Below are 25,809 nucleotides of genomic sequence, written 5' to 3'. Positions count from 1 at the left end.
ATAAGGCGGCCGTTTTGGCCAACTTATGCTTCTTTTAGTTTACGGCCAACTTATGCTTCCAATATAAAAAAATGGGTTAATAAGTCAGCTCTTTAGTTCATATAAGGGTCCCGCCAACCAAATGACATACAAAAAACGCCATCCTTTCCTGTGATTCTACAGAAAGAATAGCGTATTTTTTCATTTTTTGAGGTATTTTATTTTGTTAACTTGATAGCGATGTGGTGCTACCCCTAAGTATGAAAAATTTATTTTGGAAGCCTGATTTTATTCTCTAATCCTATAACCCGCATTGGTCCTTGTAAGGTTAGTTTAGTTAACAAAGCGGCCATAAAAGCAGGACTATATTTCATACCATTTTCTAGCCAAGTACTAATGACACCTATATGTGCTGAAGTAATATAGCTAGTAAAAATCTCCTTTGGAATACCTAATTCTTCATCAGATTCTACAATAGAAGATAATAAATCACCATATACTTTTTCTTGAACAATTTGTAACATACGACGTCGGAATTCTGGTAACCCTCTATCCCCTAACATCACTTTAAAAAAATCATGATTTTCGGCTATATATTCAAAAAGCCTTAAAAAAGAAAGTGGTGGATTATGTTCATTAACTTCTTGGATTGTTCCATTTATTTCTTTAGGTTTTACTCGTTCTATTAATTCTTCTAACGTCTCATCCATACTTTTCAAAAGAAAATCCTGCTTATCTTGGTAATGTAAATAAAACGTGCCACGAGTAAGCTCCGCTTTATCTGTAATATTTTGAACAGAAATCGTATTCAAATCTCTTTCTTCCAGAAGCTCAATAAGAGCATCCCTTAAATACCTAGTAGTTCTCTTTACACGTGGATCAATTTTTTTATTTTTAGACATAGTTCCTTCTCCTTGTCTATAATTTCAAATCTTTTGGACGATATGTATCGAATTGTCTTTTATAAGACATTATAGAGTTTTTTGCACATTGACCAAAATCCATAACTTGATAAAATTATTATATACAAAGCGTTCATTAATTGACAATAAGTAAACTAATGAACATATTGTATAAAATACAACATGAAGGGAACGATTTATTATGAAAGCATCACGTCTTATTGATGTTCACCATCACATTATTCCAGAGGAATACAGTTCAACTCTTGAATATTTTGGAGTTGCAAAATCAGGAGGCATGCCTATCAAAAAATGGACCCCTGAAGATAGCATTGCAATGATGGACCGTTTAGGAATTGAAGTTGGTATCGGTTCTATTTCCGAACCTGGTCTAATTCCTGTTGCAAATCCTGATTTAGCAAAAAAACTTGCTCGCAGTATTAATGAATTCCAAGCAGAAATGATTGCTAAATATCCAAAACGTTTTGGAGGCTTCGCATTTTTACCACTTCCACACGTTGAAGAATCAATTGAAGAGTTAAAATATGCCTTAGATGAACTTAAACTAGACGGCGTTGGTTTATTATCTAACTATAATGGTCATTTTCTAGGTGACCCAATCTTTGACGAATTAATGGATGAATTAAACAAACGTAATGCAGTAGTATTTATTCACCCTAGTGCACCAGTTGAAGCAAGCCCACGCGCAAGATTCTTAACAGCGGACTTCATGGCAGAGTTTACATTCAATACAACTCGTGCGGCTGCTAACCTTGTGTTAAGTGGTACAATCGAACGTTGTTCAAATATTAAATTTATCCTTGCTCATGCAGGTGGTACACTTCCATATTTAAAATGGAGAATCGGACAATCTTACCGTTCAGCTAAAGTTTGGATGAATGATCCATTAGTATCTGAAAGATGGACAACACTAACAAAAGACCCTGAAGAATATATCAGCAATTTCTATTTTGAAACAGCAATTTCTACTCAACCAGCAACTTTTGAAGCTTTAAAAGATACAACTGATTCATCACACATTTTATTTGGTAGTGATGCACACTATGCTCCTGAAGACTGGACAAAAGAAATGATTGAAAGAATTTCTAATTATCCAAACTTCGATGATAAAACTATCGAAGACATTTCAAGAAATAATGCTCTTAAACTCTTCCCACGCTTTAAATAATGGTTTAAATACGGGTTTAAATAAAGACAAAAGGTACAGATAAAAATAAACGCTAGTCATAATGAATGGACACCCCGACGAATGTCGCAGGCATTTTAAAAAGCCCAATTTGAACATCACTGTTTGAATTGGGCTTTTACTGTTTATTAATTTGTATAACTTTGGAGCGAATGAAAATAAATCATGAAACAAAGAAAAAACCTGTTATTATTGCATTACTCATTGCAACAGGAATGTTATCTGGTAAAAAAGAAAAACATTTTTTTGCACAGTAGACAAGTTGAAGCAGAAAATTAAGCTAACTTTGTAGAATAACCTAACTACGTTTAGGTTCTAGATGAAAAATTATAAAGAAAAACACGGAGGTGCTCTTATGAGTATACGAAATAAACGATTCGCTTATGGAAAAAATCAGTTGCAGTTTGGGGATCTGCGTCTCCCAGAAGGAAAGGGGCCTTATCCAGTTGCAATTGTTCTGCACGGTGGATTTTGGAAAAATATTTGGGGCTTAGATATGATGGAACCTGTAGCAAAAGATTTGGCGTCAAGGGGTATAGCGACTTGGAACATTGAATTTCGTCGTGTTGGCGATGAAGGCGGAGGATGGCCAGGCACTTTAATTGATGCTGCAAATGCGACCGACTATTTACAACAAATAGCGGAAGAAAATCATCTTGATTTAGGCCGGGTTATTGCTATTGGGCATTCTGCAGGAGGTCATTTGGCTTTATGGTTAGCGGGTCGTAAGAAACTACCGGAAAATAGTGTTTTAAGAATTACTGATCAACCGCTTTCTCTTAAGGGAGCAATAAGCTTAGCAGGAGTTAACGATCTTGCACTAATGGATGATGTCCATCATTTACGTCTATCAGAATTCGGTAAAGAAAATAACCATCCTGTAACTGATTTGTTAGGCGGGACACCGAAAGAGGTTCCAGAGCGTTATGAGGAGGCTTCTCCAATTCAATTATTGCCCCTTCAGGTTCCACAAGTTCTTATTCACGGATCACTCGATATTAATGTGCCAATCGGAATTAGTTATAACTACAAGCGTGTAGCAGATGCTTCTGGGGATCAAGTGAAAATGGTGGAAATACCATCCGCAGAGCACTCTAAAGTGATCGATCCCAATGTGGAAGAATGGTCGTATATCGTCACAGAAGTTATCAACTTATTAGATATGGGGCAATAACACCTAGCCATCAATATAAGTTTGTATGAGCTTAATTTCATAAAGCAGCTTTAGTATTATAAACTTATTTTTAAAGCTTGATTTGTTGTCCTTCCATGCCCATCAAGCTGAAACTTTAATTTGCTGTTTTGTGAATTTTGCTGTCAGCTTATGGGTTAATAATTAATTTACGGCCAATTTATGCTTCCAATTCTGTTGAATAATTAGATAACCATCTACAAAAATAAGTGTTTTCTGGCCAACTTATAGGTAAAGTGACATTGTATGATATGAAACATAATTTTCCGGTTTGGTGAGGTTATGGTTCTTTTTGTTTTGTAATTTTATAAAATGTTTAAGTTGATGGAGCGTTACCCCTGAAATAGAAAATGAAGAAATGGGTATTGATGATAAGCAAGTAGATACTATAGATACTCGTAAACGAGCGATTGGTGATTATTTATTTTTATTACACTTTATTCAAATGTTTATATATTTTGTCTTTTTATCCATACCTATTGTAAGATTATATAGAGTTCTCCTAATAAGCTGTTTTAATGGATTATTTAGGGGTTTTAAATTTATAAATCTTAAATTGTTTTTTCGGGATAATTTTTTATCTAAATAAGTTATATTGAAGTAGAGGTGAACCATCGGTGAAGCAGGTGTTGGTGATTAAAAATGAACGGTCTTCAGCAAAGAAAATCGTAAGCGGTCTAACGCAAGAAGGCTATTTCATTTTAAAACTTCACAATGAAAACGAAGGTTTAAATATAATATATGAACAAGATTGGGATATTATCATATTGGATTGGGATTCATTAAGTATACCGGGACCAGAAATTTGTAGACAAATACGACTTGTTAAAACGACACCGATTATTATTGTGACCGACAATATTTCTAGTAAGGATTGCGTAGCAGGGTTACAAGCAGGAGCAGATGATTATATAAGAAAACCATTTGCGAAAGAAGAATTAGTAGCAAGGGTTCAAGCGATTTTAAGGAGAAGTGATTGTAACCAGCAAAAGGAGATAAACTTTTTTCAGTTTAAAGATCTCTTTGTTGATGCATCTAGCAATATTGTGAAAAAAGGTGGCGAAAACCTCTCGCTTACTAAGCGGGAGTACGATTTACTTGTATTTTTAATCAAGAATAAAAACACAATATTGAGCCGTGAAATGCTTTTGAATCAAGTATGGGGATATAATGTAGTAGTAAATCCAAATGTAGTAGACTTATATATTGGGTATGTAAGAAAAAAGTTAAAGTGCGAGAAGAAAGACAGATATATTCAAACGATACATGGTAGAGGCTATTCAATGATTGAATGATAAAATAAGGTAATAGAAAAAAGAGTAAAACTGTTTCATTCAGTTTTACTCTTTTTTCTATTAAACCTAATAATCAAATAGTTTCTTAGAAGTATTAAAAGACGTAAAAAAATGGATTATAAAAATATTAGCTATTAATGGGCGTGTTTTGTAGAGGAAATTATGGCTAATCAATACGCCCGACTGCATATATTACTTTCTATGCCTGATTTTATGAATTCGCACCATTCACAAGATTTTCACAGGATTAATGACTATACTAATTAACAGGATGTTCAAATGAAAATGATTATCAATAGCGATTCAATTGAATAAAAGTTACCTTCTAATTCAATCTATGGATGTCATCATTTTCGAAATAAATTACACTATAAGGAGTATACATATGAAAAAATCTATGCTTTTAAAATTAGTGAGTATTCTAGCAATTTTTACTTTAATGTTAGTGGCTTGCTCAGATTCAAGTAAAGAAACTTCGAAGGCTAATAATAAAGATAATGGTAGTGATAAGTCAAAAACGGTTGAAATCACTGATGCTCATGGAACTGTTAAAGTCCCTGTAAACCCAAAGAATGTAGTTGCTTTGGATAACAGAACGTTTGAAACTTTATCTGATTGGGGAATTAAATTAGCGGCTGCTCCAAAGGATATCATGCCTGCTGATTCAGCATATAAAAAGGATGAAAAAGTTCAAAATATTGGGAATCACCGTGAGCCAAATCTAGAAATTATTGCAGCGGCAAACCCTGACCTTGTAATCGTTGGTCAAAGATTTGCTGACCATTACGAAGAAATCAAAAAATTAGTACCAAATGCAGCAGTTATTGATCTTAATTTTGATGTCTCTGAGAAAGCTACTAAGCCTGGCGAAAACTTAGTAAAAGGACTTAAAGATTCTACAATTACTTTAGGAAAAATCTTTAATAAAGATAAAGAAGCTAAACAATTAGTAGCTGATTTTGATAAATCTATTGAAAAAGCAAAATCTGCTTATAACGGAAAAGATAAAGTTATGAGTGTTATCGTTACTGGTGGTAATATTGGTTTTGCTGCTCCACATTCTGGTCGTGTTTGGGGACCAATGTATGAAATTTTCGGTTGGACTCCAGCGTTAGAAGTTTCAAATTCTACTGCAGGTCATAAAGGTGATGACGTTTCTGTTGAAGCTATTGCACAAACAAATCCTGATTGGATTTTCGTATTAGATCGTGATGCTGCAACATCTGATGCAGCTAAGTCAACACCTGCTAAGGATGTTATTTCTAAATCACCTGCTCTTCAAAACACAACTGCTGTTTCTAAAAAACAAGTTATTTATGCACCAGAAGATACTTACACAAATGAATCAATTCAAACTTATATAGAGTTATTTGGAAATATGGCAAAAACTTTAGCTAAGTAGTGTAAAGGGGTACGAAACAGTGTCAAAAAATATGATTTCTAGGGTTGAGAATATTTCTCAACCCCAGTTTTATAATCAAAATAAAATATGGACAAAACCTTTTATAATAGCAGTTATAGTTGTTATAATTTTAGGGATTATATCACTGTTTACTGGAGTTTATGATATACGTGGACAAGAGGATGGGACAGAGATGTTTTTCATAACTCGTGTTCCGAGAACAGCTGCATTAATGCTTACTGGAGCTGCGATGGCGATGGCAGGGCTCGTCATGCAACTCATTACACAGAATCGCTTTGTTGAACCTACTACAACGGGGACTATTGAATGGTCAGGCTTAGGCCTGCTTTTTGTGTATTTATTATTTCCTGCCCCGACTTTAGTTCAAAGAATGACTGGTGCAATCATTTTTTCTTTTATAGGAACTATGATTTTCTTTCTATTTTTAAGAAGAGTTAAGCTTCGTTCGTCTTTAATTGTTCCGATTATTGGATTGATGCTTGGAGCAGTAATTTCTGCAGTGTCTACTTTTTTAGGACTCCTTTTTCAAAAGACGCAAAGTATTGAAACTTGGTTTGTAGGTTCATTTGCTAACATTCAGGTGGGAAGATATGAATATTTATGGCTGATTGTTATCATTACTTTTCTTATTTTTATGTATGCTAATAGATTGACTTTAGCTGGACTAGGAGAAGATGTCGCAACAAGTCTTGGAGTTAATTACAATAGAATTGTTCTTTTTGGGACTGCTCTTATCTCTGTTGCAGTTGGAATTGTTGCAGCTGTTATTGGACACTTACCTTTCTTAGGATTAATTGTGCCAAATATCGTTTCAATGTTTAGAGGTGATGATCTTAGGAGTAATTTACCTTGGGTTTGTGTGATCGGAATGGGATCAATAACTGCCTGTGACATCATTTCTCGAACAATTATACAGCCTTTTGAATTACCTGTTTCTTTAATACTTGCAACAGTGGGAGCAGTCGTGTTTATTACTATTTTATTGAGACAAAGAAAACCAAGGAGGCTACGATGATCACATTAGAATATAGAAATAAAGAAAATGTTGAAGTCGATTCTAGCCTTCATAATGAAAGTAGATCAGCTAGCGCTTTTCGGTCTAAGAAGGAAGCAAGACGTTATTGGATTTTACTGATAACATTGATTGCTTTAGGTCTTCTTTCTTCATATGGACTTTTAGTTTATAACAATCCAGTTCCGATAGATTCACCTTCTTTTATCCCAGTCGTTAAGAGAAGGATAGTAGCTATTGTTGCAATGATTATTGCTGCGGTTTGCCATAGCTTGTCGACAGTTGCCTTCCAATCTATTACGAATAATAAAATTATTACTCCATCGCTTTTAGGTTTCGAATCACTTTATTCAGCAATTCAAACGAGTACAGTATTCTTCTTTGGTGCTAGTGCGTTAATAAATTTTAATGGAATTGGATCATTTTTATTCCAAGTCGTTGTTATGGTCTTCATGAGTTTGATACTTTATGGATGGTTACTTTCCGGTAAATACGGGAATTTACAACTTATGCTTTTAGTTGGAATTATTATTGGTACCGGGCTAAATTCTGTGTCAACTTTCATGAGAAAACTACTTGCGCCTTCAGAATTTGATATTTTACAAGCAAGACTATTTGGTTCTGTTAATCATGCAGATCCTGCATATTTTCCTATTGTAATTCCTATGATCATAATTGTAGCGGTATTAATTTTTGCTCATTCTAAGAATTTGAATGTTTTATCACTAGGAAAAGATGTTGCTACTTCTTTTGGAGTTAAATACCAACCTAGTGTAATTTATACGCTTGTATTAGTAGCTATTTTAATGTCCATTTCAACAGCTCTAATTGGGCCACTTACTTTCTACGGCTTTTTAGTGGCAACTTTGAGTTATCAGGCAGCGTCAACTTATGATCATAGATATATTTTTCCGATGGCTTTTGCTATAGGATTTTTAATAATGACGAGCGCATACTTTTTAATGTATCATGTATTCCATGCTCAAGGTGTAGTTTCAGTTATTATTGAATTATTTGGTGGAATCATATTCTTAACTATAGTTTTAAGGAAGAGGGCTTTATGATAAAAATTGATAATGTTAAAAAGTTCTATACTGATAAGGTAAAAATAGGACCTTTGGATATTGAAATACCAAAAGCAGGCTTTACTTCTTTAATTGGACCAAATGGTGCTGGAAAGTCAACGACACTTTTGATGATTGGCAGACTTTTAGATATGGATGAAGGCCAAATTCAGGTAGCAAATATGGATGTTTCTGAATCCAAATCAAAAGACTTAGCAAAAGTTTTGACTATATTGCGACAAGAAAATCATTTTGTAACTAGGCTTACAGTTAGACAATTAGTTGGATTTGGGCGCTTTCCTTATTCAAAGGGAAGGTTGACTAAAGAAGATGAGGTTATCATTTCTAAATATATCGATTTCTTAGATTTAACTAGTTTAGAGAATAGATATTTAGATGAGCTTTCTGGTGGTCAAAGACAAAGGGCATATGTAGCGATGGTACTGTGCCAAGAGACGGAATATGTACTTTTGGACGAACCTTTGAACAACCTTGATGTTGCTCGTTCTGTTCAAATGATGGAGCATTTAAGACGTGCAGCTAATGAATTTGGAAGAACAATTTTGACGGTTATGCATGACATAAATTTTGCAGCTAAATACTCGGATAAAATTTGTGCTATGAAAGATGGACAAATTGCTGCTTTTGGAACAGTAGAAGAGGTTATGGACTCAACACTTTTGACAGATATTTTTGAAACAAAAATAGAAATTATTAATGGTCCTTATGGGCCAATAGCAGTTTATTAGTTATAAAATGTCTTGCGTAGATTATGCAAGCCACTCTAGTTGAAGTTGCTGTCTGTATTTTATAGGAAGCAGCTTTTTTTATGTGATTACTCATAAAATGCAAAAGAATGCTTCACCTTTTCAAGTATGTACCAAGTGGAAAAAATATCTCTGTATAATTTTTCAAAAGAATTCAGCTTGTTTTTTTATATGTAATATTGCATATCAGAGTGTATTGATAAAAGTGTAAGGGGTCACTATAATGAGGGCATAAAGATAAATCATATTTTCGTAGCAATAAAAAGGAGGAAATAATATGGAAATCGCAATGGCAGTTTTAAAATTTGTAGGTGGCGTAATCCCGTTAATTCAAGAACTTTTAAAAGCATTTATGTAAATTTATTAGTTAGCAATCATTTATCAATCATTATCATATTTTACTAAAAAAAGAACGGGGTGATTTTTCTGAATATTAAGAAAAACACTAAAAGAAGAAAGTTCCTTGCATGTTTATTAGTTAGTCTATGCACTATTAATTATTCATCTATTTCCTTCGCAGAAACACAAGCAAGTAATGCAACTGATGTAACCAAAAATGCTAGTGGCATTGATACTGGTATAGCAAATCTTAAATATAATAATCAAGAGGTTTTAGCTGTAAATGGTGATAAAGTAGAGAGTTTTGTTCCGAAAGAAAGTATCAATTCAAATGGTAAATTTGTAGTAGTAGAACGCGAAAAAAAATCACTTACAACGTCACCAGTCGATATTTCAATTATTGATTCTGTAGTGAATCGCACGTATCCAGGAGCTGTACAACTTGCAAATAAAGCTTTTGCAGACAATCAACCGAGTTTATTAGTGGCTAAGAGAAAGCCTTTGAATATTAGTATAGACTTACCGGGCATGAGAAAAGAAAATACAATCACTGTCCAAAATCCGACATATGGTAATGTAGCTGGAGCAGTAGACGATTTAGTATCTACTTGGAATGAAAAGTATTCTACAACACATACGTTACCTGCAAGAATGCAGTATACGGAATCCATGGTTTATAGTAAATCGCAAATCGCAAGCGCTCTTAATGTTAACGCTAAATATCTTGATAACAGTCTAAACATTGATTTTAATGCGGTTGCAAATGGAGAGAAAAAAGTGATGGTAGCGGCGTATAAGCAAATATTTTATACGGTAAGTGCTGAACTACCTAACAATCCATCCGACCTTTTTGATAATAGCGTTACTTTTGATGAGTTAACTCGAAAAGGCGTAAGTAATTCGGCTCCACCTGTTATGGTTTCAAATGTAGCTTATGGTAGAACGATTTATGTAAAATTAGAAACAACATCTAAGAGCAAAGATGTACAAGCTGCTTTTAAAGCCTTACTTAAGGATAACAGCGTTGAAACAAGTGGACAGTATAAAGATATTTTTGAAGAAAGTACCTTTACTGCTGTAGTATTAGGCGGAGATGCGAAAGAGCATAACAAGGTTGTTACTAAAGATTTCAATGAAATCCGAAATATTATTAAAGATAATGCTGAATTAAGTCTTAAAAATCCAGCATACCCAATTTCATATACAAGTACTTTCTTAAAAGATAATGCAACTGCTGCTGTTCATAACAATACAGATTATATTGAGACGACAACTACAGAATATTCAAGTGCTAAAATGACACTTGATCATTACGGTGCTTACGTTGCTCAATTTGATGTATCTTGGGATGAATTCACATTTGATCAAAAGGGTAACGAAGTACTAACACATAAAACATGGGATGGTAGCGGAAAAGACAAAACGGCTCATTACTCTACAGTTATCCCTCTTCCACCGAACTCAAAAAATATAAAAATTGTAGCAAGAGAATGTACAGGTCTTGCATGGGAATGGTGGAGAACAATTATTAATGAACAAAACGTTCCATTAACAAATGAAATAAAAGTTTCAATTGGAGGAACAACATTATATCCAACAGCTAGTATTAGTCATTAAGTATAAAAAAAGCGCCCTATAAGTAGGGCGCTTTTTTACTTAGTCACAAATTTTATTCCTCTATTTACCGGGCAGCCCGATTGATGAGGGCTGATTAATAATGTAATTCCTAATATAGTTAATCGGCGTTGATTTACTTCTTCACGTAAAATGGATTGAAATGAAATTCCTATTACTTGGACAAGTGTTGCTAAAAGTGTGGCAATTGGAGGAATAAAACTTTATGTTCCTTTGTTTTGGGCCAACTTAAGAAACTTTTGTAAAATGATAGGATTACAAAAATGTAATGTGGGTGTAAGGAAACTGGATTGTACCATCTGTATGGTTAAAGCATACTTAAGGTAAGGAAGATTTATATTTTAACGGGTATAAATCTTACAAGTAGAATAGAAAGGTTAGGTATTATCATATGAAATGGATCATGAGAATTTTTGTGTTATTAGCTATAGTAGGAGGTGCTTTCTACTATATGAAGTCAGGGAATGGATACTATTTGACTAAACAATATTATGTAAAAGTAACGACTGATTCTAAAGTAGAAAACGAAAAATTGAGTAATGGAGAAGTTCTTACGTATCATGTTTACGATGAGAAGGTGTACGATAAAAAAGGGGAAGAAAGAGAACTGAAAATTTCCTTGCAAAATGAATTGGAAAAAAATCAATATTATTTGATTGATTGGGAAGATCGCCGTGGGATTGTTTCTAAAATAGCTAAAGTGAATCAAGCAAAAATAGATAAAGGTATTTTAGATAAGTTGAACGCAAATTCATAATATTTCAGGATAAGTTAATCAAAAGCTGTGTTGGCGTAAGATTTATAAGAAAAAGGTATTGTAGCAAAAATAAAAGAGATTATTATAAAACAAAAAAGACCGAACCGTCTGGTTCTGTCTTTTTTTAGGAATGAAGAATGAATTTTACAAATGATGTGCACAAAGCTGGATTGCTACAATTGGGATGACATGTATGAATAGTGGACTGTAACACTTATGTAGATGGTTTGCAGAGATATAAAATCAATATAGAAGAGGAGTATTATTCTAGATGACTTATGTAACTACAATTTTATCAATAGCGGGTATCGTTATCATGTCTTTAGCGAGGATTAATTTTAAAATAAGGGCGTTTGCTAATAAACCAGCTTGGGGTGGCTTCACTCTTCCCTTAATTCTAATTGGATTTATTTTATTTTGTATCGGTATGTTTTTAGGTTTTGTAAATCATCAACTATAAGGTGGAAATATTGTGAAGACGAAAAGCTACATGTTTTTCGTCTTTTCGTTCTCTTGCTTAATAAGAAAGATCCTGCAACTCAGTACAGGATCTTTAATCAAACGTATTTAAAAACTAAATTGTGGTTTCATATCACCTTTATAAGGTTCATGTTCAACGAATATGGTGATATCTTTACCTGCTTGATCTTTACCAGTTCTTTTATACGTAAATTTCTTATTATTTAGTTCAGTAAGTTCAAGAGCTGCACTGTATTTGTTATTTCCAATTGAAACATGGGCTCTTATTTTATTTTCGTGTACAACATCGAAGTAGCCATAGTCACCGCGGCTTTGACCTGTTTCGCTATTGAAGAACTCATATTTATTAGACTTGTCATCGAATTTTGCTAGACTTATAAAATTCGAATTAAACTGTGTTACATCATTACCAGCTTCATCTACTACTTTTGTTCCGTGCCAAAGGGTACCGCCTAAAATTTTATCTCCATCAACGTTTTTAACAATATCTCCTGTAGTCGTGTTCAGCTGCTTGTCCGGATCAGTGAAAGAAAGTTCTTTTTCTTTATATGGGACATGTTCAACGAAAACTTCTACATCTTTACCGTTAGCGTCTTTACCCATTCGTTTATAAGTAAATACATTTTTATTTAGTTTTGTCATGTCAACGACAGCTTGATACTTCATTGATTCTGAAATTAATATTCTCTTCTTCCCATCATTTGTGACAAAGAAAGTGCCTTTATCGCCACGACTTGCACCTGTTTTAGCATCAAAAAATTCATATCTGCCTGACTTCGCATCATATTTTGCAAGACCAATGAAGTTTGCATTCTCTTTTGTTAAGTCATTCTTATCTTTGTCATACACTCGTGTACCTTGCCAATTTGTCTCGCTAAGAATATTAGCCATTTTTTGCCCTTTAGTTAATTTATTTTCCTTTTTTGTTTCTTTAGCAACTTGTTCTTGTTTTTGTTTTCCATGATTTTCTTCAGCTTTAGTACCAGCACACCCTGTTAATGCTAATGTGAATCCGAGCAGTACGGATGAAAGTGCTTTTGCTTTTTTGTTCATGTTTTATCGTCTCCTTATTTTATGATTTCAAGTAGTACGGTTAGCGATTATGGTAGCAGTTCGTCATATATGAACTTAGTTGCTACGTTTCTTATGTTAATACCTGACTATAAACTGCCTCTAAATAAAACATTAAAAAAAGATAAACTAATTCCTAAAATTTGTTCATATTTATAAAAAATCGCTAGCTTGCTGTAGTGCCTACGAGTAATCCAAAAAATACATTGTAAAGAAGAAGGAAAGCCGCTAATAATAATGTAATTGCTAATATAGCTAATCGATTGTAGTGCAAAACTTTTGAGAAAAACTGTAGGGGTGGTGTTTTTGTAAGGCTCTTTCGTTAGCAATCGGTTGTACATCATCATAAATTTGAACACCTACTGTATCGGGTAAAAAGAAAGTAGCTCCTTCATTGTTCGCAATATGTTGTACGTGAATAACTGTTTTATGTTTTTCACGAAATGCTTTCAAAACTTCTTTCGCTTTTTGTGCGGCTTTTTCAGGTTGATGTAATTCCATATTGCCACCTTCAAAGTAATCATTTTGTATGTCTACTAATAGCAACGCTTCGTTCATCGTTATGCCCCCATACTTAGTGATTCAGCACGTTATTTGTACTGTACCGTTATTATATAAATTGTAGCTATGCGGAAGTAATAACGTTGTGAAACGATTTTGGGGTATATAGTTTCAGTGTGAAAAAAGTGAAAGTTGCTATAAGTACAAATGGATTTTGTGGACTTCACGGCAAAGTTATAGATAGAGTGGCATTGCAGGGTTAAAAACCATAACTTTGCTGGAGGAGCGGGTTATGGTTTTTTTATGAGGAAATACGATTTTAAGTTTTTGCTGAAGGTGTTTTTCTAGGATATGCTGTGAGTGATTGGAGTGAGGTAGTGTCAGATATTGTCGACCAATCGATATATTGGAAAAATCGTTGATATATTGTGAGTTGTGATAGATATATTGGAAAAATCGTTGATATATTGTGAGTTATGATAGATATATTGAAAAAATCGTTGATATATTTGTAAAGGGGTGTTTGAGGTGATTGTGAAAGAAAGAAAAATGCCGATTTATATAAGACAGTTAGAAGCACTGCTTAGAAGGTTACCTGTACATCATCCAAAACGAAATTTAATTGGAGAAAACTTGGCAAAACACATGGCGGGGTATAAAGGGGAGCAAGCAATTGATTATCCACTTAGTTTTATTTCTGAGAAAGAGTATAGTGTTTTACATGATGTTCGCTTATCTAATCATGATCAATACTTTCAAATTGATACTATTATCATTTCCACAAAGTTTCTTCTTTTTCTTGAGATAAAAAATATAGCAGGTACATTAATGTTTGATGCAAAGTTTAATCAACTTATCCGAATAACAGAAGGAAATTCAGAGGGATTTCCAGATCCGGTTTTACAAATAAAAAGGCAAGAAATACAATTAAAGAAATGGTTAAGCTTACATGGATTTTCCTCTAGTCTTCCAATCGAGTCCCTCGTTGTTATTAGCTCGCCTCGTACCATTATAAAATCTTCAGATGACAATCTTCTTCATACAATTATTCATAGTGCAAATTTACCTCATAAAATAAAGTGGTTTGAAAGTAAATATAAGAGAAAAGTTATAGATAATGTAGATAGGCTCATTCATCAAATAATAACGGAGCATTCTCCACTTCAACAAAATATACTTGAGCAATATAAAATAGAAAAAGAGGAGTTGTTAAATGGAGTACAATGTGAGAAATGCTTAGTTATTCCAATGGTTAAAGTGAAGAAGGGCTGGCGTTGTACAAGTTGTAAAGATTTTTCAAAAGTGGCACATGAGGATGCTATACGAGATTATGCATTGCTCATTAGTACGACATGTACGAACGGTAATTTGAAAGAGTTTCTCCATGTTTCGTCGGGTATGGTTGTAAACAGAATTCTCCACACACTAAATCTCCCCTACACTGGCAACAACAAAGGAAGAATATATGATTTAACTTCTTTCCAATCGTAATTTTGCTATAATAAATAAGTACTTATACGAAGGGGAGTCTAAAGAGAATATGAAGTCATTTAATATCGATCATGTTATAGCTAGTGTTTTGCAATGGATATTAAATATAGCTTTAATTATATTATCCATTGTGTTATCAATTTTCTTAGTGAATGAGACAATTACATTTGTGCAGTATATTTTTTCGGCAAAAGAGTATACGTCTTATAAATTGGTTGAAAGTATCATCGTTTATTTCTTATACTTCGAGTTCATTGCATTAATTATTAAGTATTTTAAATCGAACTATCATTTCCCGTTACGTTATTTTATTTATATCGGAATTACGGCCTTAATTCGATTGATTATTGTGTCTCATGAGGAACCGATGGAGACGTTATTATACGCAGGAGCAATTCTTGTTTTAGTTATTGCTTTATACATATCGAATATGAGAGATTTGAGAAAAGAGTAGTAGTGCAGACATAAGTTTGCACTACTTTTTTACATCTTGACCTTCAAGTTGCTTGAAAGTTTACAATGAAATTAGGGCGTTTGAAATCGAAAAAAATTGAGAAATTAAGTGAAGAGGTTTCTTTTACTTGGAGGTTATAGGAATGAATCAGGAATTGAAGTTACGTCCATTGGAACGAGAAGATTTAAAGTTCGTACACGAACTGAATAATAATGCGCATATTATGTCGTATTGGTTTGAAGAGCCATATGAGGCATTTGTGGAGCTGCAAGACTTATACGATAAACATATACATGATCAAAGCGAACGCCGATTTATCGTTGAGAAAGACAATGAAATGGTTGGATTAGTTGAGTTAGTAGAAATCGATTATATTCATCGTAGAACAGAATTCCAAATTATTATTGATCCGAATTATCAAGGATATGGTTATGCAGTAGAGGCGACGCGTTTAGCAATGGATTATGCTTTCGCTGTATTAAATATGCATAAGATATATTTAGTTGTGGATAAGGAAAATGAAAAAGCAGTACATGTTTATAAAAAGGTTGGGTTTATGGTAGAAGGTGAGCTTATCGATGAGTTTTTCGTTGATGGTAACTATCATAATGCGATAAGAATGTGTATGTTTCAGAAGCAATATTTTGAAAACAAGTAGTTGAAAGATTCGGAAGTAATGTTGACGCTTCGTAAAACCGTATGCTAAAATCCCTTTTAAGTATTAAGGAAGGTGCAGAATATGCTTTATATAAAATTTGTAAAACTCATTAGAAAACTTTGCTCCGCACAAATGTATACGGTGAAGCGTTGTACGGAGCTTAATCAAGGGGTATAAATCCCCTATATTCATCGGCTGAATAACTTTTCTAAAAAAGTATAGTTTATCTATGCTTATTTCGTTATGGTTTTTCAGCTGGTGTATAAAATAGATTAAGGGGCCATAGACAATGCTTTGTCTATGGCCCTTTGTGTATATTATTCCGATGAGTCTTTACTATAAATTGGAGTAGTATAGGAAAAACCATGAAGCAGAGGGCTAGTGTCGAATGACGCTATCTCTCTGCTTTTTTTAATTTCAGGAAAAGAGGAATAAAAATGAGTTTACTTAAAGTTGAAAGTTTATCACATAGTTTTATAGATAAAGTATTATACGAAAATGCTTCTTTTGATTTGCATAAAGGGGAGCATATGGGAATTGTTGGACAGAATGGTGCAGGGAAAAGCACATTAATGAAAATATTGGTGGGGGAAATTATTTCTGATAAGGGAGACATAAAGTGGCAACCAAATATTCAAATTGGACATCTTGATCAATACGCAGAAATTGATGAGGGTTATACCATTTCTCAATATTTAAAGAGAGCCTTTTATGATTTGTATGAAATGGAAAAGAGAATGAACAAGTTATATGAAGAAAGTGCGATGACTGGAGATGAAAATCAACTATTGAAAGCGGCAGAAATTCAAGGACTGCTCGAGGCTCATGATTTTTATTCAGTAGATAGTATTACGAATAAGGTGGCATCCGGCTTAGGTATTGATGTGATTGGGATGGATCGTGTTATTGGTGAATTAAGCGGAGGGCAGCGTGCAAAGGTAATTTTAGCGAAGCTCTTATTAGAAGAGCCTAATATTTTATTACTAGATGAACCGACGAATTTTCTTGATAAGGAGCATGTGGAGTGGCTTGCTAATTATTTAATGAATTTTGAAGGAGCGTTTATTGTCGTATCACATGATTTTGATTTTCTGGAAAAGGTAACTTCTTGCATATGTGATGTAGAGTTCGGGACAGTTAAGAAGTATTACGGCAAATACTCAGATTTTGTAAGGCAGAAGGAGCATTTGCGAAAAGATTATATTCGCCAATATTATGCACAGCAAAAGAAAATTGAAAAAACGGAAGAGTATATTCGTAGAAATATTGCTGGGGTGAATTCAAAAATAGCGCAAGGTCGTCGAAAACAATTACAGCGTATGGAAAGAATTGCGCCACCAAGTTTTACTCATAAACCGTCTATTCATTTTCAGGAACTTCCCATTTCAGTTCAGACAGTTCTTGAAGTAAATAACCTTGAAGTTGGTTACGACTTCGCTCTCTTACCAAAGTTGAATTTTTCAGTAATGGGTAGGCAAAAACTTGTTATTACAGGTTTCAATGGAGTAGGAAAATCTACTTTATTAAAAACAATCGTTGGAAATATTGATAGTATTTCTGGAGAGTTTCACTTTTCAGAGCAAATAAAGATTGGATATTATGAGCAAGATTTAAATTGGAGCAATGATTCTTTAACGCCGCTTCAAATTATTTCAGAACAGTTTCCTAAACTGAATATGAAGGAAATACGCCATCATTTAGCTGCGTGTGGAGTGAAGGATACGCACGTTTCGCAAGAAATTCGTACGTTAAGTGGTGGTGAACAATCGAAGGTGAAACTGTGCGGATTATTATTATCACCTTGTAACTTATTAATTTTAGATGAGCCGACAAATCATTTAGATGCAGAAGCGAAGGAAGCTTTGCAAAAGGCGTTAATTAAGTTTAAGGGCAGCATTATACTCGTATCTCACGAAGCGAGTTTTTATCTTGATTGGGCAGATAGTATCTTTCATATAGAGACGGGATTAGTTAAGGGGGTGTGAAACATATGAGTGAAAACAATTGGAAAACGAAAATTATATTATTTTTGACCGCTCAAACTATTTCGTTGTTCGGTTCCTCTCTCGTGCAATACGCGATTATATGGTATATCACCCTTACAACATCATCAGGAGTGATGTTGACTATTTCAACTGTTTGCGGTTTTCTACCACAAATTGCGATATCTTTGTTTGCAGGTGTTTGGATTGATCGTTATGACCGTAAAAAGATGATTATGTTATCGGATGGAATTATAGCGATTGCGACGTTAGTTTTAGCAATTTTATTTTTAACAGGATATAAAAGTATTTGGTTACTTTTTATTGTGTTACTCATTCGTTCAGCTGGAACAGGAGTACAAACGCCAGCTGTGAATGCATTAATTCCGCAAATCGTTCCGAAAGAGTATCTTATGAAAGTAAATGGAATAAATAGCAGTATTACATCTTTAATTATGTTTCTTTCTCCAGCAGCAAGTGCGATGATTCTTTCTATTGCCAGCATTGAAACAACATTTTTTATTGATGTTATTACGGCTATGATTGGAATTAGTATTATGTTTATCATTCAGGTGGAAGGACATGTGAATGTAGAGAGTAAGCAAAAATCTAATCTACAAGGAATTAAAGAAGGATTCTCTTATTTAAAAGAAAATGTATTTATTAAAAGGCTAATCGTTTTATTAATTATCGTCATGATTTTAATAAGTCCAGCTGCTTTTTTAACACCTTTAATGGTAACTCGTTCTTTCGGGGCCGAAATGTGGAGACTTACTGCTAGTGAGATGACCTTTAGTGCGGGTGCGGCAGCTGGTGGCGTATTAATTGCGGCGTGGGGTGGTTTTCGTAATCGTATGTATACAACAGCGCTAGCTTGTGCATTATATGGACTGCTTATGATTGGACTCGGAATAGCACCGATATTTATTATATATTTAGTCTTTAATTTTTTAATTGGTATAACGATGCCGTGCTTCAATACACCAGTTACTGTGTTATTGCAGGAGAAAGTAGAACCATCAATGCACGGACGGATGTTCAGTCTTGTACAAATTGCGAATTCATGCGCGCTTCCTCTAGGAATGATAATATTTGGGCCATTGTCGGATATGTTTAGTGTAGAGATTTTGTTAATTTATGCTGGGATATTCGTACTATTTTGCGCAATGTATATTGTATTAAGCAAGAGGTTTGAAGTGTAAATATTTATAATACAGAGGGTTTGCGAAGTGATTTAATATGCTTCGTAAACCTTTTTGTTATTATTCTAGTCAATAATTATTTATTGTTAAACGATAAATAATTATTGACTGTTAATGGTTTTTTGGATAATATGATGTTAAGAATCTAAGGAGAATTACATGAGTAGAGGAGAATGTGAAATGAAAAATAAATACGTAGTAGCTATTTCTTTCATGATTTTAGCGATTATTTCTTTAACTATACATGCTTCAAACAGTAAAGTAGGAGCGGATGGATTCCTTGAAGAACCTTTCTTTTTCCTAGTACCGATAAGTTATGTATTGTTCCTTAGTGGTATTGGCGTATTATTATTTGGATTTATTACTTCAAAGCTGAAAAAGGGCAATAAATAGGGGTTACCAATAGGGACAAAATACTCACTATGAAATAGAAACATACCATATGGAAGAAAAAGAATAAGTGAGATGAATCATGATGAACCATCATTTTTATAATGGAAGACAAGTAGGAGCAGCTATTACGCTGGCTAGGGCACAGGGAACAATTCATGCTATGAATCAAGCTATTCAAATGCAACAACAAGCATATTTTGCACAAATGATGCAAAGTCAGTATATGCCGTATTCACAGCTTCCGATGCAAATTGTACATTACGATGTACATCCAGCTGGTTTATTTTCTATTCCATATGGCGGGACATATTTCTTATGAAAGAAAGCGACTCAATAGAGTCGCTTTTTTCATATTCCGCCTAGCTTCATTCCAAGGAATGCGAAGAGGATACCAATTATGTACGTAGCGCTTAAGTATAAAAGGAAGATGTATAGCTTTTTACGATTGAGAAGCTGAACAGATTCTAATTTAAACGTAGAAAATGTAGTGAATGCGCCCATAAATCCAGTACCTAATAATAGTTGCCAGCCTGTAGTAACTCCGTTGCCGATTATATATCCAAGTAAAAACGCCCCTGTTATATTAATAAGGAATGTAGCAAGTGGAAATTGTGTTTTATTTCTTTTCTTAAACCAATTGCTAATTGCAAATCGTGTAATCGCACCGAAAAATCCTCCTGTTGCGACTAATAAGGCTTCTATCATGAGTAATCACCTTCCGTAAGAGATTTCTTAATTAAGAAATCCCCAAGTATATAGCCAAGGCCAGACATAATGAGGCCACCAAGTATGCTACATGATACATATAAGAAGGCTATGCTCCACTCAGAATGATTGATCAATTGCACAGTTTCTACACTAAATGTTGAAAAAGTCGTAAAGGAACCGATGAATCCAGTTCCGATGCCTGTGATAACCTCTGAAGGTAAGATGTTTAGCCGGGTGATATAAGTAGTTAGCCACGCTAAGAAGAAGCAACCGATTAAGTTAATGAGTAATGTTGCTAATGGAAATGAATGATGCCAAAATGTGGTGATATTAAGACCTAAATAATAACGAGAAAGAGCTCCTAATATACCGGCAATGCCGACGATAATATAAATCAATTTTCTCACCTCTTTAAATAGCTTGCTCAAAAAAATAGACTCCTACCAGTATGTATACTGGTAGGAGTCATTAGCTAAGCAGCGTTTATGGCGAACTCCATCGCCTAGGATTATTACATATAGTGTACTAAATATACCGTTTAAATTCCAGTGAGGAGGTGGGTGTAACGTTTCTTTTTTTGATGTCTGAAGGTTTTTCAAGTAATTAAAATGGGATCGATTACTTATCAACTAAATATAGTGATATAAGGTTTTAATTATGATAAAATGTTTCTTATGTGTGTCGTTTTGTTTTATTTGACTGAAAATAAAGAAAAATAAATTCGCGTGAAAAGGAGTCATTTATTTGAAGAAATTTTTAAAAATCGTATTTACATGTGTTTTAGTAGTAGCGGGCATTGTAGGAGGATTTCTAGCGTATATGACACTTACTAAAGAACAGCCTGCTGATGTTATAAGCTTGAAGGTGGAGAATAATAAGGAGCGCGTATTAGCGACTGGAAATGAGTTTAAAGTTACAACATTTAATATTGGATATGCTGGGTTAGATAAGGATCAAGATTTCTTTATGGATGGTGGAAAGGGATCTGGTTCAAGTAGTAAAGAGCAAACGGAAACTAATTTAAAGAATATGCTTTCGTTTTTACAAAATGAGAATAGTGATTTTGCACTATTACAAGAAGTTGATATAAAGTCACTTCGTTCATTTGATGTAAATGAACATGAAATTTTGAAAAAAGGATTACCTGATTATGTTTCGTCATTTGGCAAGAACTACGATACGAAATGGGTTCCAGTGCCAATAATAAATCCAATGGGATATGCGGAGGCTGGATTAAGTACGTTTTCTAAATACACTGTTCAAGAAGCGAAGAGGTTCCAGCTTCCTGGAATGGAGCCTTGGCCAAAGCGTTTGTTTGATTTAGATCGAGCAATTGTGGAATATAAAATTCCTGTTAATAATGGGAAACATGTTAGACTCGTAAATTTACATTTGTCTGCTTATGATGAAGGCGGGAAAATTAGAAAACAGCAAGTAGAGTACTTAAAAGAATATATGAACAAGCATTATGAAAATGGTGATTACGTAATAATGGGCGGAGATTGGAATCAATTAGTTTCAAACGCTCAATTAAGTGATCCGAAGTTCGTGAAAGAGCGCCCTGAGTGGTTAGTAGAGTTACCGAAGGACTTTACAGACGGTGGCTTTAAGTGGGCTGTAGATCCGTCTGTTATGACTGTGAGAGATGATGTAAAGAAATATGTAGAAGGTGAAAATTTCGTCACTATTATTGATGGCTTTATCGTTTCACCGAATGTAGAGATTGTAAATGTACAAGGGAAAGATTTAAAGTTTGAAAATAGCGATCATAACCCAGTAAGTGCGGTATTTAAACTGAAGTAATTGATATGTATAAGTAGAAGGTGGGGCTTCATATGGAGTGGTTAAAGAGGACTTGTTTTTCTAACCTTGAGAAAGAATCACAGAAAAATCATTTATTACTGTTTATAACGATTTGTAGTTTCTTTCTTGGGATAATCGCAATTGGGTATTATGGATATATTTTTACAGAGAGAGCAATAGCGTTTTGGATTTGTGGTATTTCTGTCGTTGCATTTGGAACGCTTTTTACTTTTATAAAAAGTATGGAATCAGCGTATAAATATATCATGACATTTATGTTGCTTACAATGTCTTACATTATGGTACAAGCCTTTAATGAAAGCCCGGCTGTATTTCAAATGGTCTATTTTACATTAGCTGTTTCACTTATTTACTTAAGTGAGCGCCTCATTTTAATTCTTGGCGGGGTAGCTGTTGTGATCACATTTATCCTTTGTAGCTATTGGCCAGAGCAATTTTTTGCTTATACAGCCTCGTCTGAAGCTGCTAATTTCGCAAGTTTGTTAGCGATTGTAACAATTACTATGTGGGGCGTCACGAAAATCGGTTCTAATCTGCTCCTTCGTTTAAGTGATGAGAAGCAAGAAGTAATGAGAAAAGCTCAGGAGTTAGAAGAGACGCAAAGACTTATTGAAGAAACAGTTGTGAAACTAGATAGTAATTTCAATCATTTAAGACAAAATATGAACACGTCGATGGAATCGATGAGTGAAATTAATTTTGCCTTTGAAGAGGTGGCAGTTGGTACGCAATCACAATCAGAGATGATGTATCGTTCGGTAGAAGTATTGAATGATATGGAGGGAAATATTGAACAAATCATCTCTCAAGTAAGAACTGCATCGACTCGTGTGGATGAAAGCTTAGAAATTTCAAAAGGTAGTGTACATACTCTAAGAAATTTTGAAACTAACATGAGAAGTTTAAATGATGTTGTTTCACAGTCTGGAATTATATTTAGAGATTTAATGATGCAATCGAAACAAATTAATGAAATTGTAGATGTAATAACGAATATTTCAAGTCAGACGAGTTTGCTAGCTTTAAATGCAAATATTGAAGCTGCGAGGGCAGGCGAGCATGGAAAAGGTTTTGCTATTGTAGCGAGTGAAGTGTTAAAGCTTGCTGAAGAATCAAATCGTTCTGCGGGAAGAATTCAAGGGATTTTGAAGGAGTTTAGTAATCAAGCAAGTAAGGTAGAAGTGCAAGTAGAAAAGTCAGAAAGAGTACAAGAAGAATGTAACGAGATGTTAGCAAGCGTTTTAACAAATGTAACTGATTTAGGGAAGTTTATTGATGCGATTAATGAAGTAATGCGAGAGGTTGTTGTTCATCAAGAAAGTTTCCAAGTTAAAACGACGAATATCGTAAAGGATGTTACGCATGCTTCTAACGTAATTCAGCAAACTTCTACAGCTACAGAAGAAGTGCTAGCGAGTGTGGAAGAAGAAAAACATCGAAATGATACGTCAGTGAAGACGTTACAAACTGTTAGCGAGCAAGTGAAGTTGTTAGAAGATATTTTAGAAAAGTAATATTGCTTGGAAAGAGCACAAATGATGTGCTCTTTTTTCATTGAAACGAATACTTGATAGGAATTTAATTGCTTTTCTGCGCGTTTTCTGCCAAGCTTAAGGAGATAAAATTCAGCTAATAGCGGAATTAAAATACTTCAAAGAAAGAATTAAATAGGTGACGCATATGATCGAAGTTAAGACTTCTGAACTTAGTGATGGAGAATTTAATAGAGGTGTATTTGCAACTCGTGATATTAAAAAAGGTGAGTTGATACACGCAGCACCAGTTATCTCTTATCCGAATGAACAGCATGAACATATTGAGAAAACATTACTTGCTGACTACGCATTTGAGTATGGAATCAATCATACGGCAATCCTTTTAGGATACGGTATGTTATTTAATCATTCATATACACCGAATGCAACGTATGATATTGTCTTCGAGAACCATACGTTTAACTTCTATGCTTATAAGGATATAAAAGCAGGAGAAGAAATTTTAATCAATTATAATGGTGAAGTTGATAACGATGAGCTGTTATGGTTTGATAAAGAAAAAGAAGAGAACGAAAAGTAATATAAAGAGTATAGAAAGAGCACATTCTGTCGGATGTGCTCTTTTTTATTGATGTAAATAAAGTAAAAAGTACAAAAAAATACCACTTTCTTTTTGTGTGGTATAGTAAGATACTGAGGGATAGTGTTTTGAAAAAGTCACATATTTTACAAATTGTTGTCTTTCTGATGACATGTCAAGTTTAGTAGTCCATTTGGGTTGCTTTATTATGCAATATATATTTTAATATGAGTGGCACCTCTTATAAATTAAGAGGTTTATAGGTGTCTCGAATTGATTTTGGGTACACTGTATCCACCACTTTAGGTTCTTTCATGTACGTGGGGATATTATGGGCCCGTATAACGGGATAAAATGAATATAGAAATAGAGGAATCGTAAAATGAATATGCAAGAGGTTTATAAATATTTAAGTACGGTATTGCCTGAAGGACATGTTAAACAAGATGAAATGTTAAAGAATCATACGCATATTAAAGTTGGCGGAAAAGCAGATGTTTTTGTTGCCCCTACAAATTATGATGAAATTCAAGAAGTTATTAAATATGCGAACGAATATAATATTCCAGTTACGTTTTTAGGAAATGGATCGAATGTCATTATTAAAGATGGTGGAATTCGCGGGATTACAGTAAGTTTAATTCATATTACAGGTGTTACTGTAACAGGAACGACGATTGTAGCACAGTGTGGTGCAGCAATTATTGACGTATCACGTATTGCCTTAGACCATAACTTAACGGGTCTTGAGTTTGCTTGTGGTATTCCAGGTTCAGTTGGCGGAGCATTATATATGAATGCTGGTGCATACGGCGGTGAAATTTCGTTTGTATTAACAGAAGCTGTCGTAATGACAGGTGATGGAGAGCTACGTACTTTGACGAAAGAAGCATTTGAATTTGGATATCGTAAGAGTGTATTTGCAAACAACCATTACATTATTCTTGAAGCGAGATTTGAACTTGAAGAAGGTGTACATGAAGAAATTAAAGCAAAAATGGATGATTTAACGTTTAAACGTGAGTCAAAACAGCCTCTAGAATATCCTTCATGTGGTAGCGTATTTAAGCGCCCACCAAATAACTTTGCTGGTAAGTTAATTCAAGACTCAGGACTACAAGGTAAGCGAATTGGTGGAGTAGAAGTTTCTTTAAAACACGCTGGGTTTATGGTGAATGTTGATAACGGAACAGCACAAGATTACATCGATTTAATTCACTTCGTACAAAAGACAGTTGAAGAGAAATTTGGCGTGAAGTTGGAGCGAGAAGTAAGGATTATTGGAGAAGATAAGGAATAAAGAAATACGTATGAAGATATGAGTTATTTTAAAATAATATTTGGGTATTGTTGACAATTTGTTTTCAATTCAATATAATGGCTAATAATTTAACAAA

The 25,809-nt window shown here is 34.1% G+C and carries 26 protein-coding genes and 1 riboswitch; of the genes, 21 read left to right on the top strand and 5 right to left on the bottom strand.

Annotation, left to right across the window (positions count from 1 at the left end):
• Positions 1-248 precede the first annotated feature (248 nt).
• Positions 249-881, bottom strand: a complete 633-nt coding sequence (locus V7S45_RS25275; RefSeq protein WP_000041936.1) for a TetR/AcrR family transcriptional regulator — start codon at positions 879-881, stop codon at positions 249-251.
• Between the two features lie 202 nt (positions 882-1,083).
• On the opposite strand from V7S45_RS25275, the gene V7S45_RS25270 reads away from it, so the two are divergent.
• The 10 genes from V7S45_RS25270 (at position 1,084) to V7S45_RS25225 (ending at position 12,032) form a co-directional block, all read left to right on the top strand.
• Positions 1,084-2,070 (top strand): amidohydrolase family protein, encoded by a 987-nt coding sequence (locus V7S45_RS25270; RefSeq protein ID WP_198512959.1) that lies wholly within the window; start codon positions 1,084-1,086, stop codon positions 2,068-2,070.
• 373 nt (positions 2,071-2,443) lie between these two features.
• A complete protein-coding gene (locus V7S45_RS25265; protein WP_000027824.1) occupies positions 2,444-3,262 on the top strand; it encodes an alpha/beta hydrolase in 819 nt (272 codons plus the stop codon).
• Positions 3,263-3,897: 635 nt separating this feature from the next.
• Positions 3,898-4,575, top strand: a complete 678-nt coding sequence (locus V7S45_RS25260; protein ID WP_074553716.1) for a response regulator transcription factor — start codon at positions 3,898-3,900, stop codon at positions 4,573-4,575.
• Between the two features lie 385 nt (positions 4,576-4,960).
• The gene (locus V7S45_RS25255) at positions 4,961-5,977 is read left to right on the top strand and encodes a siderophore ABC transporter substrate-binding protein (RefSeq protein ID WP_074555606.1); all 1,017 of its coding nucleotides are present in this window, start codon (positions 4,961-4,963) and stop codon (positions 5,975-5,977) included.
• 19 nt (positions 5,978-5,996) lie between these two features.
• Positions 5,997-7,013: an iron chelate uptake ABC transporter family permease subunit gene (locus V7S45_RS25250; RefSeq protein WP_000042077.1), complete on the top strand. Its 1,017-nt coding sequence runs from the start codon at positions 5,997-5,999 to the stop codon at positions 7,011-7,013.
• Positions 7,010-8,074: an iron chelate uptake ABC transporter family permease subunit gene (locus V7S45_RS25245; RefSeq protein ID WP_071739836.1), complete on the top strand. Its 1,065-nt coding sequence runs from the start codon at positions 7,010-7,012 to the stop codon at positions 8,072-8,074. Before V7S45_RS25250 ends, V7S45_RS25245 begins: the two co-directional genes overlap by 4 nt.
• Positions 8,071-8,823, top strand: a complete 753-nt coding sequence (locus V7S45_RS25240) for an ATP-binding cassette domain-containing protein (RefSeq protein WP_000590071.1) — start codon at positions 8,071-8,073, stop codon at positions 8,821-8,823. Before V7S45_RS25245 ends, V7S45_RS25240 begins: the two co-directional genes overlap by 4 nt.
• 435 nt (positions 8,824-9,258) lie before the next feature.
• Positions 9,259-10,797, top strand: a complete 1,539-nt coding sequence (gene alo, locus V7S45_RS25235) for an anthrolysin O/cereolysin O family cholesterol-dependent cytolysin Alo (RefSeq protein ID WP_000576727.1) — start codon at positions 9,259-9,261, stop codon at positions 10,795-10,797.
• 409 nt (positions 10,798-11,206) lie between these two features.
• Positions 11,207-11,572, top strand: a complete 366-nt coding sequence (locus V7S45_RS25230; RefSeq protein ID WP_002164645.1) for a YxeA family protein — start codon at positions 11,207-11,209, stop codon at positions 11,570-11,572.
• A gap of 271 nt (positions 11,573-11,843) precedes the next feature.
• Positions 11,844-12,032: a hypothetical protein gene (locus tag V7S45_RS25225; RefSeq protein ID WP_000222858.1), complete on the top strand. Its 189-nt coding sequence runs from the start codon at positions 11,844-11,846 to the stop codon at positions 12,030-12,032.
• A 107-nt stretch (positions 12,033-12,139) separates the two neighbouring features.
• Here the strand turns inward: V7S45_RS25225 and V7S45_RS25220 are convergent, their stop codons facing one another.
• The gene (locus V7S45_RS25220; RefSeq protein WP_088346098.1) at positions 12,140-13,105 is read right to left on the bottom strand and encodes a DUF4822 domain-containing protein; all 966 of its coding nucleotides are present in this window, start codon (positions 13,103-13,105) and stop codon (positions 12,140-12,142) included.
• 273 nt (positions 13,106-13,378) lie between these two features.
• Positions 13,379-13,681, bottom strand: coding sequence for an isochorismatase family protein (locus V7S45_RS25215; RefSeq protein ID WP_088346100.1), 303 nt, complete (start codon positions 13,679-13,681; stop codon positions 13,379-13,381).
• Between the two features lie 477 nt (positions 13,682-14,158).
• Here V7S45_RS25215 and V7S45_RS25210 point away from each other — a divergent pair, with 477 nt between their 5' ends.
• The 7 genes from V7S45_RS25210 (at position 14,159) to V7S45_RS25180 (ending at position 20,123) form a co-directional block, all read left to right on the top strand.
• A complete protein-coding gene (locus V7S45_RS25210) occupies positions 14,159-15,115 on the top strand; it encodes a nuclease-related domain-containing protein (protein WP_002184034.1) in 957 nt (318 codons plus the stop codon).
• A gap of 49 nt (positions 15,116-15,164) precedes the next feature.
• On the top strand, positions 15,165-15,569 hold the full coding sequence (psiE, locus tag V7S45_RS25205) for a phosphate-starvation-inducible protein PsiE (protein ID WP_000834708.1): 405 nt from the start codon (positions 15,165-15,167) through the stop codon (positions 15,567-15,569).
• A 142-nt stretch (positions 15,570-15,711) separates the two neighbouring features.
• Positions 15,712-16,227, top strand: coding sequence for a spermidine N1-acetyltransferase (gene speG, locus V7S45_RS25200; RefSeq protein ID WP_001071095.1), 516 nt, complete (start codon positions 15,712-15,714; stop codon positions 16,225-16,227).
• A 437-nt stretch (positions 16,228-16,664) separates the two neighbouring features.
• Entirely contained in the window at positions 16,665-18,212 is a 1,548-nt protein-coding gene (locus V7S45_RS25195) for an ABC-F family ATP-binding cassette domain-containing protein (protein WP_089607711.1), read from the top strand.
• A 5-nt stretch (positions 18,213-18,217) separates the two neighbouring features.
• On the top strand, positions 18,218-19,411 hold the full coding sequence (locus V7S45_RS25190; RefSeq protein WP_001293755.1) for an MFS transporter: 1,194 nt from the start codon (positions 18,218-18,220) through the stop codon (positions 19,409-19,411).
• A 180-nt stretch (positions 19,412-19,591) separates the two neighbouring features.
• Positions 19,592-19,804: a DUF3955 domain-containing protein gene (locus tag V7S45_RS25185; protein ID WP_025118109.1), complete on the top strand. Its 213-nt coding sequence runs from the start codon at positions 19,592-19,594 to the stop codon at positions 19,802-19,804.
• A 79-nt stretch (positions 19,805-19,883) separates the two neighbouring features.
• The gene (locus tag V7S45_RS25180; RefSeq protein WP_342761547.1) at positions 19,884-20,123 is read left to right on the top strand and encodes a DUF3947 family protein; all 240 of its coding nucleotides are present in this window, start codon (positions 19,884-19,886) and stop codon (positions 20,121-20,123) included.
• 29 nt (positions 20,124-20,152) lie between these two features.
• Here the strand turns inward: V7S45_RS25180 and crcB (V7S45_RS25175) are convergent, their stop codons facing one another.
• Both crcB (V7S45_RS25175) and crcB (V7S45_RS25170) read right to left on the bottom strand, forming a co-directional pair.
• On the bottom strand, positions 20,153-20,509 hold the full coding sequence (crcB, locus tag V7S45_RS25175) for a fluoride efflux transporter CrcB (protein WP_088346108.1): 357 nt from the start codon (positions 20,507-20,509) through the stop codon (positions 20,153-20,155).
• Complete coding sequence (gene crcB / locus V7S45_RS25170) at positions 20,506-20,910, bottom strand: fluoride efflux transporter CrcB (RefSeq protein WP_063225491.1); 405 nt, start codon at positions 20,908-20,910, stop codon at positions 20,506-20,508. The genes crcB (V7S45_RS25175) and crcB (V7S45_RS25170) overlap by 4 nt, the downstream gene beginning before the upstream one ends.
• Before the next feature lie 54 nt (positions 20,911-20,964).
• A riboswitch (Fluoride riboswitch) is annotated at positions 20,965-21,024 on the bottom strand.
• Between the two features lie 232 nt (positions 21,025-21,256).
• Here crcB (V7S45_RS25170) and V7S45_RS25165 point away from each other — a divergent pair.
• The 4 genes from V7S45_RS25165 (at position 21,257) to murB (ending at position 25,712) form a co-directional block, all read left to right on the top strand.
• Positions 21,257-22,315 carry an endonuclease/exonuclease/phosphatase family protein gene (locus V7S45_RS25165; RefSeq protein ID WP_342761546.1) on the top strand — a complete coding sequence of 353 codons (1,059 nt, stop codon included), beginning with the start codon at positions 21,257-21,259 and terminating at the stop codon, positions 22,313-22,315.
• A gap of 32 nt (positions 22,316-22,347) precedes the next feature.
• A complete protein-coding gene (locus tag V7S45_RS25160) occupies positions 22,348-23,850 on the top strand; it encodes a DUF4077 domain-containing protein (protein WP_342761545.1) in 1,503 nt (500 codons plus the stop codon).
• A 166-nt stretch (positions 23,851-24,016) separates the two neighbouring features.
• Positions 24,017-24,412, top strand: a complete 396-nt coding sequence (locus tag V7S45_RS25155) for an SET domain-containing protein (RefSeq protein ID WP_000573649.1) — start codon at positions 24,017-24,019, stop codon at positions 24,410-24,412.
• A 382-nt stretch (positions 24,413-24,794) separates the two neighbouring features.
• A complete protein-coding gene (gene murB, locus V7S45_RS25150; protein WP_001057102.1) occupies positions 24,795-25,712 on the top strand; it encodes a UDP-N-acetylmuramate dehydrogenase in 918 nt (305 codons plus the stop codon).
• Positions 25,713-25,809 lie beyond the last annotated feature (97 nt).

Source organism: Bacillus sp. BR3(2024), from assembly GCF_039134555.1.
Lineage (GTDB): Bacteria > Bacillota > Bacilli > Bacillales > Bacillaceae_G > Bacillus_A > Bacillus_A cereus.
The sequence above is the reverse complement of the archived record's forward strand: the minus strand, read 5'-3'. Positions and strand labels throughout refer to the sequence as shown.

What these genes read in the sequence shown, in the direction of transcription:
- V7S45_RS25275 (WP_000041936.1), bottom strand. Translation starts at nt 881, where the DNA reads ATGTCTAAAAATAAAAAAATTGATCCACGTGTAAAGAGAACTACTAGG.
- V7S45_RS25270 (WP_198512959.1), top strand. Translation starts at nt 1,084, where the DNA reads ATGAAAGCATCACGTCTTATTGATGTTCACCATCACATTATTCCAGAG.
- V7S45_RS25265 (WP_000027824.1), top strand. Translation starts at nt 2,444, where the DNA reads ATGAGTATACGAAATAAACGATTCGCTTATGGAAAAAATCAGTTGCAG.
- V7S45_RS25255 (WP_074555606.1), top strand. Translation starts at nt 4,961, where the DNA reads ATGAAAAAATCTATGCTTTTAAAATTAGTGAGTATTCTAGCAATTTTT.
- V7S45_RS25245 (WP_071739836.1), top strand. Translation starts at nt 7,010, where the DNA reads ATGATCACATTAGAATATAGAAATAAAGAAAATGTTGAAGTCGATTCT.
- V7S45_RS25240 (WP_000590071.1), top strand. Translation starts at nt 8,071, where the DNA reads ATGATAAAAATTGATAATGTTAAAAAGTTCTATACTGATAAGGTAAAA.
- V7S45_RS25230 (WP_002164645.1), top strand. Translation starts at nt 11,207, where the DNA reads ATGAAATGGATCATGAGAATTTTTGTGTTATTAGCTATAGTAGGAGGT.
- V7S45_RS25225 (WP_000222858.1), top strand. Translation starts at nt 11,844, where the DNA reads ATGACTTATGTAACTACAATTTTATCAATAGCGGGTATCGTTATCATG.
- V7S45_RS25220 (WP_088346098.1), bottom strand. Translation starts at nt 13,105, where the DNA reads ATGAACAAAAAAGCAAAAGCACTTTCATCCGTACTGCTCGGATTCACA.
- V7S45_RS25215 (WP_088346100.1), bottom strand. Translation starts at nt 13,681, where the DNA reads ATGAACGAAGCGTTGCTATTAGTAGACATACAAAATGATTACTTTGAA.
- psiE (WP_000834708.1), top strand. Translation starts at nt 15,165, where the DNA reads ATGAAGTCATTTAATATCGATCATGTTATAGCTAGTGTTTTGCAATGG.
- speG (WP_001071095.1), top strand. Translation starts at nt 15,712, where the DNA reads ATGAATCAGGAATTGAAGTTACGTCCATTGGAACGAGAAGATTTAAAG.
- V7S45_RS25195 (WP_089607711.1), top strand. Translation starts at nt 16,665, where the DNA reads ATGAGTTTACTTAAAGTTGAAAGTTTATCACATAGTTTTATAGATAAA.
- V7S45_RS25190 (WP_001293755.1), top strand. Translation starts at nt 18,218, where the DNA reads ATGAGTGAAAACAATTGGAAAACGAAAATTATATTATTTTTGACCGCT.
- V7S45_RS25185 (WP_025118109.1), top strand. Translation starts at nt 19,592, where the DNA reads ATGAAAAATAAATACGTAGTAGCTATTTCTTTCATGATTTTAGCGATT.
- V7S45_RS25180 (WP_342761547.1), top strand. Translation starts at nt 19,884, where the DNA reads ATGATGAACCATCATTTTTATAATGGAAGACAAGTAGGAGCAGCTATT.
- crcB (WP_088346108.1), bottom strand. Translation starts at nt 20,509, where the DNA reads ATGATAGAAGCCTTATTAGTCGCAACAGGAGGATTTTTCGGTGCGATT.
- V7S45_RS25160 (WP_342761545.1), top strand. Translation starts at nt 22,348, where the DNA reads ATGGAGTGGTTAAAGAGGACTTGTTTTTCTAACCTTGAGAAAGAATCA.
- V7S45_RS25155 (WP_000573649.1), top strand. Translation starts at nt 24,017, where the DNA reads ATGATCGAAGTTAAGACTTCTGAACTTAGTGATGGAGAATTTAATAGA.
- murB (WP_001057102.1), top strand. Translation starts at nt 24,795, where the DNA reads ATGAATATGCAAGAGGTTTATAAATATTTAAGTACGGTATTGCCTGAA.